Raw genomic sequence first — 13,076 nt, forward strand, 5'->3', positions numbered from 1 at the left:
CAGTTCCCCTTGCCGGAGGCCTGGCGCTGAATGTTCATTCCCCTTCACGATCACAATCGGCTGGTCCATGTTCCCCGCCCCTTTGTGAACCTTTTCCTGATTGCCGCCAACATCCTGATCTTTCTTCTGTATCAGGGTGCAGGGTCCCAGCAGGCGGTGGCCGCGTCCTCCTATTCCTTCGGCCTTATCCCGGTTGTCCTGTTCGATATCCGGGATCTGTCGCCGGAGCTGCAGATGCTGCCCGACTGGATGTCAGTGGTCACCTATGCCTTCCTCCATGGCGGCTACATGCACCTGATCGGCAACATGCTGTTCCTGTGGGTGTTCGGCGATAATGTCGAGGATGCCATGGGGCACCTGCGTTACCTGGTCTTCTATCTGCTGTGTGCGATAGCCGGCGGGTTGGCCTATGCCTCCATCGACGTCAATTCAGATGTGCCGTTGATCGGGGCGTCCGGCGCCGTTTCAGGCGTTGTTGCCGCCTATCTGATGCTGCACCCGCGGGTGAAGGTGTGGGTGCTGGCACTGGGCCGGATACCCTTGCGCCTTTCCGCGGGATGGTTGCTCGGCGGCTGGATCCTATACCAGATCGTCAATGCCGTGATTGCGTCCGACAGCGATGTCGCCTGGATCGCGCATATCGGCGGCATGGCGGCGGGGGCCGTGCTGATCTTGTTTTTCCGGCGCAGAGGTGTGCCCCTGTTCGACCGAAACATCGCCTAGGCACAGTTTTCAAAAAGAATGCGGACCGGTCAGGAAACTAGGCTGCTTTCCAGACAGCATCGGCGGTGCGGCAGGCGACTCCCCGGCGGCTGATCATTCGACCGTCAGCCAGCTTGATCCGTTCGCGGTAGGAGCGGCAGAAGTCGCCGGACGTATTTTTCCAGGTTTTCAGGGGCGTAATTGTGCCGCTCGCCCCACTCGAGGGGTTTCTCCAGCTCCGGTCTTTGCCGGAAACAGACTTCTCCAGCGCAGCTTGAAGCGTGCTTTCAGCCCGGTATTTATCCGATGCTTGCAGCTTTGAAGCCGGTTTGCGGGTTTCCGCCGCGGCGGGTTCCTGCAGGGAGACAAGCGTGTCCTGCACTGACACTACGGAACAGCCTGTTAGGATATTTGCCAAAAAAAACAGAAAAAACGTCCCTTTCGGAACGTGAAACCCACGAAAAATCAATTCCGATCCCGCCTCTTGGATCTATTGCCAGCCGTTGGAGATAGCCTCCCGTTCTTCCCGCGCGCTGAGGGACCCACCAGAAGGCTCGCTGTCACCATTAAACTGACGCCCGCCAAAGATGCGATCTAAAAAACCGCCTGAACCGGACTTTTGTGTGGCAGAGCTAAAAGAAGTTCGTTCTGACGAACCGCCAGACGACGAACCGCCGGATGACGATCCACCCGACGAAGAGCGGGAAGAGGAAGGAGAAGAGGAGCCTCCGCTGCGACCGGAGTTGCCTTTGCTTTCCGAGCTTCTTCCGGCCGATTTGTTTCCTGCCGAACTGTTACCGGTGGAGCTTTTACTGCTCGAACTGTTACCAGTTGAGTCGCCGCCGCCCGAACGGCTGCCACCTGTGTCGCCGCCACCGGAACCGCTGCCACCGGTGCTATCACCGCCGGAACTCTTGCTACCGCTGTCACCACCGGAGCTCTTGCTTCCGCTGTCGCCGCCGCGGTCTCCACGTTCGCTGCGGCCTCCACGGTCACCGCGTTCGCTGCGACTGCCGCGATCACCATGCGAATCTGCGGCCGCGGCAATGCTGTCCTTCATGTCGAACAAGGGGCTGAAGTAGACAAGAGAGAACATCATTGCCGCAGCTGCAACACCCGGCAGTATGCGAAACATCGCAGAGAGGCGGTCTTGCAATGTAATCTGGCGGGCGCGTTTCATCTGATGCGATTCAATTCGTAATAAGGGGTTTTTGGCGGTCGACGAGAGCGGTTTTACGACCTTCGCACGCATAACACCTGGGCAATCTTTGTTCTTCCCGAAGATAGTCTAAAAAAAGTCGGGATCAAAAGGTCTCCTTACGTGTTGTCTCGCTGAGAGCGGTTTTGCGGAGAACTCCTTGCCTGAAGATACGTTAAAGACGGAGATGATCCGTCTGCTCCCGAAGCTGAGGAGTTTTGCTTTAAGGCTGTGCCGGAATCCGGATCAGGCAGACGATCTGGTGCAGATGACATGCGAACGTGCAATCCGATCGCTCGACCAGTTCGATCCGGCCACCCGGCTCGACAGCTGGATGTTCCGGATTTTGCAGAATCTGTACTTCAATTCGGTTCGCGACACCGCAAACCGGGCCAGGCTTTTCGACCTTGCCATGCTGGATTTCGAGGAAAGCTACGACGGCGCGAAAGCCGCCGCCGACAGCCTGGAACTCCAGAAAGTGCAGGATTTCATTGGCGAGCTGGAAGAAGACAACCGCGAGGTCCTTCTGAAGATCGCCGTTGAGGGCAGAAGCTACAAGGATGTGGCGGATGAACTCGGTGTTCCGATTGGAACGGTAACCAGCCGGCTTGCCCGCGCAAGATTGAAACTGCGCGAGTGGCTGGACACGAACGATGCCCCGCAGGGCGTCAGGCTGCGCAGCATGCCAGGGGGTATGTGATGACATTTGATGAAAAGCGCGAACAGATCGTGCTTGCAAAGGATATCGGCAAGATCCTGGACGAGGAAGGTTCGGAAGAGGAGCGTGCAGCTCTGCTTCGCCGGATCGAGGCGACAGGTGGCGGACATGATCTGCTGGAGCAGATGTCCAAGGACAATACCATTCTGCAAAAAGCGGTTGCCGCGCCGGTGCCTGACGAATCAATGGCACGGTTCGAAGCACTCATCGAAAAGGAATTCGCCAAGCGCGAAGGTCCTGCGCCCCGTCACGCGCATGCGTCCTGGACAGGCGTGCTGATCCAGATCGCCGCCGCACTTGTGATGGTTGCCGGCACATTCGGCTTTACCACCTACTGGATGCAGACGCGGATGGACAGTGCCGTGTCTTCTCTTGCAGCACATATGGAAACTGAGCGGATGCTCCTGGCACAGACCGTCCAGGAAGCGCTGGAAACGAAAGTCAGCGGCGAGCCCGTGTTCGTTGGGCAGGAAGGCGACTGGCGCGAGATCCTGACACCGATCAAGACCTACCGCAGCAAGAGCGGGCACTGGTGCCGCGAGTACCTTCGCGAGACCACCTTCAGCAGGCTGGACCTTTCCATTCGTGGCACGGCCTGCCGGGACGAGAACGGCACCTGGGTGACCGTGTTCGCCGAACCGGTGTCCGACAAGTTCTCGCCGCAGACCCCCGGCATCTGACCGGGGACCGGCACCAGGAAAACAGAGAAGTCGCCGCGTGTTGCCGTAACAGGTGTGCGCGGTTTCTTTTTTGTACTGAGCCCCGGTTTTCCACGCATTGTTGCGTTGCCGAACTATCATCATTGCGACGCATGTTTTTCCAAGCCCGGCAAATTGCCGCCTTAGACCTTTTACCGCAATTGACAGGTGCCGTGTCGGTCAGTACCGTCCCCCGCCATGCGCCACGATTGGCTCAATTCTGCCGTTTGTAACCTAGCGTCATGAGGGCAGAGAGCCGGATAATGCGGTGCGGTGAAAGCCGGCCCAGCAAGAGGTTGAGACCAAATGAAGATCCTCGTACCCGTAAAACGGGTCATCGACTACAACGTGAAGGTCCGTGTGAAGGCGGATGGTTCTGGCGTCGATCTTGCCAACGTCAAGATGTCCATGAACCCGTTTGACGAAATCTCCGTCGAAGAAGCCCTTCGGCTGAAGGAAGCGGGGAAGGCGAGTGAAGTGATCGTCGTGTCCGTCGGGCCGCAACAGGCCACCGAAACGCTGCGCACCGGCCTTGCCATGGGCGCCGACCGCGGCATTCTGGTGAAGACCGACGACACCACCGAGCCGCTGGCAGTCGCGAAGATCCTGAAAGCGATCGTCGAAGCCGAAGAGCCGGGTCTCGTGATCCTCGGCAAGCAGGCGATTGACGACGACTGCAACCAGACCGGCCAGATGCTGGCAGCCCTCCTTGGTTGGAGCCAGGGCACGTTTGCCTCCAAGGTTGATCTGGGCGACGGCACTGTCGATGTCACCCGTGAAGTGGATGGCGGCCTGCAGACCGTGAAGCTGAAGCTGCCGGCCATCGTGACCACGGACCTGCGCCTCAACGAGCCGCGCTATGCGTCCCTGCCGAACATCATGAAAGCGAAGAAGAAGCCGATCGACGAAAAGTCTCCGGCCGATTTTGGTGTCGACACCACGCCGCGCCTCACCGTTGTCACCACCACCGAGCCGGCATCGCGCCAGGCCGGTATCAAGGTCGGTTCCGTTTCCGAGCTGGTCGACAAACTCAAGAACGAAGCCGGCGTCCTTTAAGACCCGTCGCAGGAGGATAAAACATGACAACACTTCTTGTGGCCGAATACGCCGGTGGCGAACTGAGCGATGCCACGGCAAAGGCCCTGACGGCTGCCGTCGCTCTTGGTGCCGACGTTCACGTGCTGGTCGCCGGCAAGGGCGTTCAAGGCGTTGCGGATGCCGCGTCCAAGCTTTCCGGCGTCGCCAAGGTTCTGCTTGCTGAAAGCGATGCGCTGGAGCACCAGCTGGCCGAGCCGACCGCCGATCTGATCGTCGGCCTTGCAGGCGATTATGACGCGATCGTTGCCCCGGCAACCGCCAACGGCAAGAACACCCTGCCGCGCGTCGCAGCCCTTCTGGACGTGATGCAGATCTCCGACGTGACGGCTGTTGTCGACGCGGATACTTTCGAGCGTCCGATCTACGCTGGCAACGCGATCCAGACCGTGAAATCCGGCGATCCCAAGAAGGTGATCACCGTGCGGACCTCCACGTTCGCGGCAGCGGAAGCAGGCGGTTCTGCCGCTGTTGAAACCGTTGCGGGAACGGACGGTTCGGGTCTTTCGGAATTCGTCGGCGAGGAGCTTTCCAAGTCCGACCGCCCGGAACTGACGTCTGCCAAGATCATCATCTCCGGCGGCCGCGCGCTCGGTTCTTCCGAGAAGTTCCAGGAAGTCATCATGCCGGTGGCCGATGCTCTCGGCGCGGCGGTTGGCGCATCGCGCGCCGCCGTCGATGCGGGCTACGCCCCGAACGACTGGCAGGTCGGCCAAACCGGCAAGGTGGTTGCTCCGGATCTCTACATTGCCTGCGGCATTTCCGGTGCCATCCAGCACCTTGCCGGCATGAAGGATTCCAAGGTGATCGTTGCGATCAACAAGGACGAGGAAGCTCCGATCTTCCAGGTCGCGGACTATGGCCTCGTGGCGGATCTCTTCGACGTGCTGCCGGAATTGAAGGCTGCCGTCGAGTAAGACCTGCGGCAAATTGATCACGGACCCCGGAGCGAATGACAGTTTTCGCTCCGGGGTTCTTGCTGTTCGGCGCAAGACTTGCCAAAAATAGCCGCAACCCGTCCAATCGGGATGTTTTCTAAAGATCGGATTTTCAGGATGGCAGTCGAAATCAAGAAAGTCGGCGTAATCGGCGCTGGTCAGATGGGCAGCGGCATTGCGCATGTGTGTGCACTTGCGGGCTTCGACGTGGGATTGAGCGATCTCTCCATGGAACGGATCGAATCCGGCCTGGCTTCGATCAACGGCAACCTGGCGCGCCAGGTGTCCAAGTCCATGATCACCGAGGAAGAGCGCAATGCTGCGCTGGATCGCATCAAGGCAGCCGAAGATCTCGATCTTCTGCGTGATGCAGACCTGGTGATTGAATCCGCCGTCGAGAACGAGCAGGTCAAACGCAAGATCTTTTCGCAGCTTTGCCCGATCCTGAAGCCCGAAGCGATCCTGGCGACCAACACTTCGTCGATCTCGATCACGCGTCTTGCCGCTTCGACCGATCGTCCGGAGCGCTTTATCGGCATCCACTTCATGAACCCGGTTCCGGTCATGGAACTGGTCGAACTGGTGCGCGGGATAGCCACTGAAGACGAGACTTTCGAAGCCTCGAAAGGGTTCTGCGTCCGTCTCGGCAAGCAGATTGCCGTCGCAGAGGATTTCCCGGCCTTCATGGTCAACCGTATCCTTCTGCCGATGATCAACGAAGCAATCTACACGCTCTATGAAGGCGTCGGTTCTGTTGATTCCATCGACAAGGCCATGCGTCTCGGGGCCAACCATCCGATGGGGCCGCTGCAGCTTGCGGATTTCATCGGTCTCGATACCTGCCTGTCGATCATGCAGGTGCTTTACGAAGGTCTGGCGGACACCAAATATCGTCCGTGCCCGCTGCTCGTGAAATATGTTGAAGCAGGCTGGCTCGGCCGCAAGACCCAACGCGGTTTCTATGATTACCGCGGCGAGCACCCGGTTCCGACCCGGTAATCGGTTCGCCAGCCACCGCAGAAGCCCCGGTAACGATGAACCTAGCCCGCTATTGCCTGACCAGCGCCACCCCGGACCCGGGCAAGACGGCGCTGGAACTGGTGGGGGCCAGTGGCGCCCTTCTGGAAACATGGAGCTATGGCTCGCTGACGCGGGTCGTTCTTTCGGTTGCCGCGGGTTTGCGCGCCACGGATCTTTCGCCCGGTGACCGTATCCTTCTCAGGATCGGTCACTCCAGTGATTTTCCGCTGGCGTTCTTCGGGGCGATTGCGGGTGGTTTCGTGCCGATCCCGACGTCTTCCCAACTTACTGCATCCGAAGCTGACGCGATCCTGGCCGATAGCGGGGCCCGGATGGTGCTGCACGACGGGCATACTGTGCTGCCGAACGCGGGCAGCGCGACGTTGCTGGGTCCAGAGGCCTTGGTCGAACTGAAGCAGGCAGAGCCGGGAGACTTTGCGGAGACCCACGCTGACGACCCGGCTTTTCTTGTCTATACGTCCGGTACCAGCGGCACGCCGAAGGGCGTCTTGCATGCGCAGCGCGCCGCCAGTGCGCGCCGGCCCATGTATTCCGGCTGGTATGGCATCGGCGCTTCCGACCGGCTGCTTCATGCCGGAGCATTCAACTGGACCTATACGCTGGGTGCCGGCTTGATGGACCCCTGGGCCAATGGTGCGACCAGTGTTGTTTATGACGGGCCTCGAGACCCGGACCTCTGGCCGGAACTGATGACAGACACAAGGGCGACGCTGTTTGCGGCCGTGCCCAGTCTCTTCCGGCGTATCCTGAAGTATGGCGCTGTTACGCCCGCCTCCTTTCCCGATCTTCGCCACGGCCTGACGGCCGGAGAAGCGCTTCCGGCAAGTCTTTATCGGGAGTGGAGGGAACGCACCGGCCGCGAACTTTATGAAGCGCTCGGCATGAGCGAGATCTCCACCTATCTCTCCAGCAGCCCCAGCGTTCCGGTAAAGCCGGGTTCCCCGGGCAAACCCCAGGAAGGCCGGAAGGTTTCCATTCTCAGCGAGTTGGATGACACGCCGGTGCCGGTGTCCGGAACGGAGACAGGGCTTCTGGCTGTTCACAGGGATGAACCGGGACTGATGCTGGGATACTGGAACCGTGCCGAGGAAACGGCGGCCGCATTCAGGGGCGACTGGTTCCTGACCGGCGACAGGGCGCGTACGGATGAAGACGGCTATTTCTGGTACGAAGGCCGTGCTGACGATCTGATGAACGCTTTCGGCTACAGGGTCGCTCCCGAAGAAGTGGAGCGGGTGCTGGCAGCTGACCCGCAGGTGCAGGAAGTGGCCGTGACGGCGGTGCCTGCGCGCGAAGGTGTCAGCCTGATAACGGCCTTCGTGGTGCCGGCCCTCCCCGGACAACTGGATGCCGACCGTCTTGCCGCTCATGCGGCAGAAAACCTGGCGGAATACAAGCGTCCCAAGGTCTACAAGGTGCTGGAACAGTTGCCACGCACACCGTCCGGCAAGGTCCGGCGCAGTGTCTTGCGGGAGGGGCACCGACATTCGTTAACACCTGATTAAGGGTAGGGGGTTAGGGTGGCCACAACCTCAGGAGTTAATGATGGACAGCGTTGGCATTGCCACGACATTCGTTGCGCAGACCCAGGCACAGACAGCCCAGACGCTTCAGACAGAGATGATGAAGATGGCCGCCCAGCAGGACGCCAATCTGGTGGCGCTGCTGCAGCAAGGGGCTGACAATCTTCAGGCTCAACAGGCCACACCACCTCCAGGTCTCGGCGGACGGGTAGACGTCAGCGCCTGATCCCGTTCCTTTGCGGTTTTGTTAACGGCCCGTGCGGATTTGCCCCGCACGGGCCGTTTTCGTTGCTCCGCCGGGTGTCTTTTTTCGGGTGAAGCCTGAAAAACACTTCTCGAAAGATGCTTCTGAAAGTTCCTGTCTTTCAAATGCTTATCCATAATTACGTAAAGTTTTAAGAAAAACATCCTGACCAATTCAGTAATTGAGTCAGCAACTCTGAGAGTTGTTTTGGAAATTTACCTTTGAATTCAGGTATTTCATAGAAGATGAAGTTTGAAATCGTATCCAAGGATTGGAACGACCATGCCTGAAGCAATAGGATATGGAGCATCCCAGGCGTATCAGCCGAACCAGGCCAACACGCGTGCGGGCCAGGTTGCAGAACAAGCCGAAGCGTTCAAGACCAAACGCTCTGAAGCTGCAGCCGTGATTGCGCAACGCCAGGCGAGTTTCAGCACGAACCGGGCAGAATTCCTGAGCCGGCAAGCTGAGCAACTGGAAGATCGCGCGGAAACGCGTCGGCTGGAAGATGGTGTCGGATTACAGGTCAACATCCTGGCCTGATGTGGCGCATCTTCCGGACAAGCCGACTGGAAGCATAAGACGAACGAACAAAAGCCGAGTTGCCCGATTGCAAGGATGACGGGTGACCAACGGCTGCGGACAAGCCTCATCACCACGGCGAAGGAGTAACCCATCATGCCGAGTGCTATCGACAGTTCCTCTTCCTCGGCCGCCTACAGCGCTGCAAGTGTTCGCAGCGAACTTGCTGCCAATGCGGTAAAGGACCAGAACCAGCAGGAACGCCAGGTTGCCGAGCGGTTGGAACAGGCCCAGGCAACCCAGGAAGAAGACCGGCGCGAGTCGCGCCGCATTCCAGGTCTGGGCAACGCGGTCGACATCAGCGTCTGATCCGGCGGAGGGTCACCTCCACCGGCTTCGAAAGGGCTGATGATCTTGATATTTCTGGCGGCAGCCGGACGTCAGGCGTCCGGGGCCGCCATTGCGTTTTTAATAAGCGCCTTGGCCTCGCCGGAGGCCCATTCGGCGGGGCCGTACATGGTGCCGATCTCGCAGCCCTTCGGGCTAACCAGAATGGTTGTCGGCAAACCGGTTGCCCGCGCAACCTTGCGAAGGTCCTTCAGAAGATCGTTCGAACTGTCCTGATAGAAGGTGAGATTGCCGACGCCGATCTCGTTCAAAAAGTCTTTCGGCTTTTCCGGTCCGCCCCGGTCGAGATTGACCGCAACCACCTCGAAATTGTCGTCTCCCATCTCCGCCTGCAGCTCGTCCAGGGCCGGCATTTCCTTGCGGCACGGGGCGCACCATGTTGCCCAGAGATTGAGGAGCACTGTCTTGCCGCCGAAGTCCGACAGCGCCATCTGCTGGTCGTCAGGCCCCTTGAAGGTCAGGTGCTGAAGGTCCAGCGGCGCGCTTGCCGGAAGGAAGGCGGCTACTTCTCCAGTGGCAAATGGCTTGGCCGCCGCCGCAAAATCGAGCGCAGCCGAACAGCTTTGCGCACCGGCGATGTTGCCATTCGGTCCAGCGATCACGTATAGAGCCGCTACGGCGGCCACTGCACCCGCAAGCCCGGCGGCAACAATGCCGCGTCTGTTGGTTTTCGCTGGTTCGGTTGGCTTTGTCATTCGTTCACACCCCGCAAGGGGGCGCCTTCTAAGGGACAGGACATGAGCAATCGCATGTGGGGAGGCCGGTTCGCTGAGGGACCGGACGCCATCATGGAGGAGATCAACGCCTCCATCGACTTCGACCGGAAGCTATATAAGCAGGACATCGACGGCTCGAAAGCCCATGTGCGCATGCTCGCGGAAAAAGACATTGTGACGCGGGACGATGCCGACAAGATCGTTCAAGGTCTAGACACAATCCTGTCAGAGATCGAAAGCGGCAAATTCAAGTTTTCCCGCGCGCTTGAAGACATCCACATGAACATCGAGGCGCGCCTCGCCGAGCTGATCGGCCCGGCTGCCGGACGCCTGCACACGGCGCGCTCACGCAATGACCAGGTGGCGACCGATTTCCGCCTGTGGGTGCGCGACACGCTCGATACACTCGACGACCAGCTGGGTGAGCTGATGCAGGCCCTGGCGGAAAAGGCGGAAACCCATGCTGCCGACGTCATGCCCGGGTTCACGCACCTGCAGTCGGCCCAGCCGGTGACCTTCGGACACCACATGCTGGCCTACGTTGAAATGTTCGGCCGCGACCGGGGCCGTGTACGCGATGCGCGCAAGCGCATGAACGAATGCCCGCTTGGTGCCGCGGCGCTAGCCGGCACGTCCTTCCCGATCGACCGGCACATGACCGCCAAGGCACTCGGTTTCGACCGTCCGTCTGCCAATTCGCTCGATGCCGTTTCCGACCGTGATTTCGTCATCGAGGCGCTGGCGACGGCATCTCTCACCGCCATGCACCTGTCGCGCCTTGCCGAGGAAATCGTCATCTGGTGCTCGGCGCAGTTCGGCTTCGTGAAACTGTCGGACAAGTTTTCGACCGGTTCGTCGATCATGCCGCAGAAGAAGAACCCGGATGCGGCGGAACTGGTGCGTGCCAAGTCGGGCCGCATCTACGGTTCCCTGCAAGCGCTTCTGGTGATGATGAAGGGGCTGCCGCTCGCCTATTCCAAGGATATGCAGGAAGACAAGGAGCAGGCTTTCGACGGCCTGGCCAGCGTTTCCCTGGCTCTTGCGGCCATGACCGGCATGATCCGCGATCTGGAGCCTGTCACCAAGGCGCTGAAGAAGGCCGCAGGCTCTGGCTATTCGACTGCAACGGACCTCGCCGACTGGCTGGTTCGCGTTCTCGGTCTGCCGTTCCGCGACGCCCACCACGTGACCGGGCGCATCGTGGCGATTGCCGTCGAGAAGGGCATCGAACTGCACAAGGTTTCGCTGGAAGAGATGCAGGCGGTGGAGCCGAAGATCACCAACGAGATCTTCCAGGTGCTGTCCGTCGACAAATCCGTACGCAGCCGAACCAGCTATGGCGGCACGTCGCCGGTAAACGTACGCAAGCAGGCACGCCGCTGGCTGAAAGAGCTGGCAAAGGCCTGATGGCCCATTGAAGGTCGGCTTTCCCCGCAACACACGGCGCGAACTGGTCTTGCCGAACGCGCCGTGTCATGCGAGGAGAAGGACCGGTATGTGACTTTGTAAGAACTCCCGTGTCTGCCCGGACGCGGGGCAGTCGATCCAAAAAGGCATGATGGTGATGACAATGCGGTTCAAAACCCTGGCTCTGGTCGGTCTTTGCCTGAGCGTGACCCTGGCAGGGTGTGGCCGCAAGGGCGGGCTGGAAAACCCGGGAGCGCCTGTGCAGCAGGCGGACGCCGCGGTTGATCCCGCTGTGGCAGCACCGGTTCAGCCGGAAGCGCCGCAAAGCGACAAGCCCTTTTTCCTGGATTTCATGATCCGATAAACCATGCGCGCAGCGGCAGAGCCGGCTGCGCATCGGAGCAAGCCGGCTCTGCCGAGGCAACCGATACGCTCCATCGTTTCAATGCCGATCAGCTTACGAACGGTCTGGTAACACCGACCGGCCCTGAACCTGATCCAGCCGCATGAGGGCCGTCCCTTGCATCACTTCGATTACAAGAATGGCGAGCTGTTTGCCGAAGACGTGGCGATCGAGACGATCGCGCGCGAAGTCGGAACGCCGTTCTACTGCTATTCCACGGCAACGCTCACCCGTCACTACCAGGTGTTTGCCGCCGCATTCAGCGATATCCCGTCGCTGGTCTGCTATGCAATGAAGGCAAATTCCAACCAGGCGGTCCTGAAGACGCTTGCACAGCTGGGCGCCGGCATGGACGTTGTGTCGGAAGGCGAATTGCGCCGTGCACGGGCAGCGGGCGTTCCCGCGTCGAAGATCGTCTTTTCCGGGGTCGGCAAGACCGAGGCCGAACAAGCCTACGCGCTGCAGGAAGACATCTTGTGCTTCAACGTGGAGTCCGAGCCCGAGTTGCGCCAGCTGTCACGGGTTGCCACTGCAATGGGCAAGACCGCACGGGTGTCCATGCGCATCAACCCGGATGTCGATGCCAAGACCCATGCCAAGATTGCGACCGGCAAGGCCGAGAACAAGTTTGGTATTCCCTGGCAGCGTGCACGTGACGTTTATGCCGAGGCAGCGGCTCTGCCCGGTATCAAGGTCACCGGCATCGACATGCACATCGGATCGCAGATCACGGAGCTGGAGCCTTTCGACAACGCATTTGCGCGTCTGGGCGAGCTGATCACGGATCTGCGCTCGCAAGGCCACACGATCGACCATGTCGATCTCGGTGGCGGACTGGGCATCCCCTATATCACCGATAACAATCCGCCGCCGCATCCGGACGCTTATGCCCAGGTGGTCAAGAAGCATGTGCGCGAACTGGACTGCATGGTCATGTTCGAGCCGGGCCGCATGATTGCCGGCAACGCCGGCATCCTGGTTACCGAAGTCGTCTATGTGAAGGAAGGCGCCGACAAGAATTTCGTCATTGTCGATGCCGCCATGAACGACCTGATCCGTCCGACGCTTTACGAGGCCTATCACGAGGTGCGCCCGGTGCGCGAACCGGGGGAAGAAACAGACCGAATCAAGGCCGATATCGTCGGTCCGGTGTGCGAAACCGGTGATTTTCTGGCCCAGAACCGGGATATGCCCAGGGTAGAGGCCGGGGAAATGCTGGCGGTCTACTCGGCCGGCGCCTATGGCGCAGTCCAGTCCTGCACGTATAATTCGCGGCTTCTGGTGCCAGAAGTGCTCGTAAATGCAGACCAATTTGCCGTTATCCGACCCCGGACCAGCTACGAAGACCTGCTCGGTCTGGACCGGATTCCGGACTGGCTCAAGGGTTCGTGAACAGATCAGCTGACAATTAGTTGAACCGACAGGTTGCCGGACAGCCCGCTATGCCTCACCTTATTGTATGG

The 13,076-nt window shown here is 59.9% G+C and carries 16 protein-coding genes; 13 read left to right on the forward strand and 3 right to left on the reverse strand.

Features of this window, described 5'->3' with window-relative positions; all coding sequences use genetic code 11:
• Positions 1-30 precede the first annotated feature (30 nt).
• The gene (locus tag FIU93_RS06120; protein WP_152505077.1) at positions 31-723 is read left to right on the forward strand and encodes a rhomboid family intramembrane serine protease; all 693 of its coding nucleotides are present in this window, start codon (positions 31-33) and stop codon (positions 721-723) included.
• Positions 724-760: 37 nt separating this feature from the next.
• Here the strand turns inward: FIU93_RS06120 and FIU93_RS06125 are convergent, their stop codons facing one another.
• A complete protein-coding gene (locus tag FIU93_RS06125; RefSeq protein WP_209010293.1) occupies positions 761-1,171 on the reverse strand; it encodes an RT0821/Lpp0805 family surface protein in 411 nt (136 codons plus the stop codon).
• Positions 1,172-1,192: 21 nt separating this feature from the next.
• Positions 1,193-1,954: a hypothetical protein gene (locus FIU93_RS06130; RefSeq protein ID WP_152505078.1), complete on the reverse strand. Its 762-nt coding sequence runs from the start codon at positions 1,952-1,954 to the stop codon at positions 1,193-1,195.
• 133 nt (positions 1,955-2,087) lie between these two features.
• On the opposite strand from FIU93_RS06130, the gene FIU93_RS06135 reads away from it, so the two are divergent.
• The 9 genes from FIU93_RS06135 to FIU93_RS06175 all read left to right on the forward strand — a co-directional run bounded on the left by FIU93_RS06135 (position 2,088) and on the right by FIU93_RS06175 (position 9,048).
• On the forward strand, positions 2,088-2,600 hold the full coding sequence (locus FIU93_RS06135) for an RNA polymerase sigma factor (protein WP_023002517.1): 513 nt from the start codon (positions 2,088-2,090) through the stop codon (positions 2,598-2,600).
• Positions 2,600-3,298 (forward strand): hypothetical protein, encoded by a 699-nt coding sequence (locus tag FIU93_RS06140; protein WP_152505079.1) that lies wholly within the window; start codon positions 2,600-2,602, stop codon positions 3,296-3,298. The genes FIU93_RS06135 and FIU93_RS06140 overlap by 1 nt, the downstream gene beginning before the upstream one ends.
• Before the next feature lie 324 nt (positions 3,299-3,622).
• The gene (locus tag FIU93_RS06145; RefSeq protein ID WP_023002519.1) at positions 3,623-4,372 is read left to right on the forward strand and encodes an electron transfer flavoprotein subunit beta/FixA family protein; all 750 of its coding nucleotides are present in this window, start codon (positions 3,623-3,625) and stop codon (positions 4,370-4,372) included.
• Positions 4,373-4,395: 23 nt separating this feature from the next.
• Positions 4,396-5,328 (forward strand): FAD-binding protein, encoded by a 933-nt coding sequence (locus FIU93_RS06150; RefSeq protein ID WP_055660182.1) that lies wholly within the window; start codon positions 4,396-4,398, stop codon positions 5,326-5,328.
• A gap of 138 nt (positions 5,329-5,466) precedes the next feature.
• Positions 5,467-6,348, forward strand: a complete 882-nt coding sequence (locus FIU93_RS06155) for a 3-hydroxybutyryl-CoA dehydrogenase (protein ID WP_023002521.1) — start codon at positions 5,467-5,469, stop codon at positions 6,346-6,348.
• A gap of 35 nt (positions 6,349-6,383) precedes the next feature.
• Positions 6,384-7,895 (forward strand): AMP-binding protein, encoded by a 1,512-nt coding sequence (locus FIU93_RS06160; RefSeq protein ID WP_152505080.1) that lies wholly within the window; start codon positions 6,384-6,386, stop codon positions 7,893-7,895.
• 37 nt (positions 7,896-7,932) lie between these two features.
• The gene (locus FIU93_RS06165) at positions 7,933-8,139 is read left to right on the forward strand and encodes a hypothetical protein (protein WP_023002523.1); all 207 of its coding nucleotides are present in this window, start codon (positions 7,933-7,935) and stop codon (positions 8,137-8,139) included.
• A gap of 300 nt (positions 8,140-8,439) precedes the next feature.
• Positions 8,440-8,700: a hypothetical protein gene (locus FIU93_RS06170; RefSeq protein ID WP_152505081.1), complete on the forward strand. Its 261-nt coding sequence runs from the start codon at positions 8,440-8,442 to the stop codon at positions 8,698-8,700.
• A gap of 135 nt (positions 8,701-8,835) precedes the next feature.
• Entirely contained in the window at positions 8,836-9,048 is a 213-nt protein-coding gene (locus FIU93_RS06175) for a hypothetical protein (RefSeq protein ID WP_023002525.1), read from the forward strand.
• A 71-nt stretch (positions 9,049-9,119) separates the two neighbouring features.
• Here FIU93_RS06175 and FIU93_RS06180 read toward each other — a convergent pair whose 3' ends face one another.
• The gene (locus tag FIU93_RS06180) at positions 9,120-9,782 is read right to left on the reverse strand and encodes a TlpA disulfide reductase family protein (protein ID WP_152505082.1); all 663 of its coding nucleotides are present in this window, start codon (positions 9,780-9,782) and stop codon (positions 9,120-9,122) included.
• A gap of 42 nt (positions 9,783-9,824) precedes the next feature.
• Here FIU93_RS06180 and argH point away from each other — a divergent pair, with 42 nt between their 5' ends.
• From argH to lysA, 3 genes are all read left to right on the forward strand, one after another.
• Positions 9,825-11,210, forward strand: a complete 1,386-nt coding sequence (argH, locus tag FIU93_RS06185; protein ID WP_023002527.1) for an argininosuccinate lyase — start codon at positions 9,825-9,827, stop codon at positions 11,208-11,210.
• 163 nt (positions 11,211-11,373) lie between these two features.
• On the forward strand, positions 11,374-11,574 hold the full coding sequence (locus FIU93_RS06190) for a lipoprotein (protein WP_145903830.1): 201 nt from the start codon (positions 11,374-11,376) through the stop codon (positions 11,572-11,574).
• 156 nt (positions 11,575-11,730) lie between these two features.
• On the forward strand, positions 11,731-13,005 hold the full coding sequence (lysA, locus tag FIU93_RS06195) for a diaminopimelate decarboxylase (RefSeq protein ID WP_152505083.1): 1,275 nt from the start codon (positions 11,731-11,733) through the stop codon (positions 13,003-13,005).
• Positions 13,006-13,076 lie beyond the last annotated feature (71 nt).

This window comes from Labrenzia sp. THAF35 (assembly GCF_009363595.1).
GTDB classification, from domain to species: Bacteria; Pseudomonadota; Alphaproteobacteria; order Rhizobiales; family Stappiaceae; genus Roseibium; species Roseibium algicola.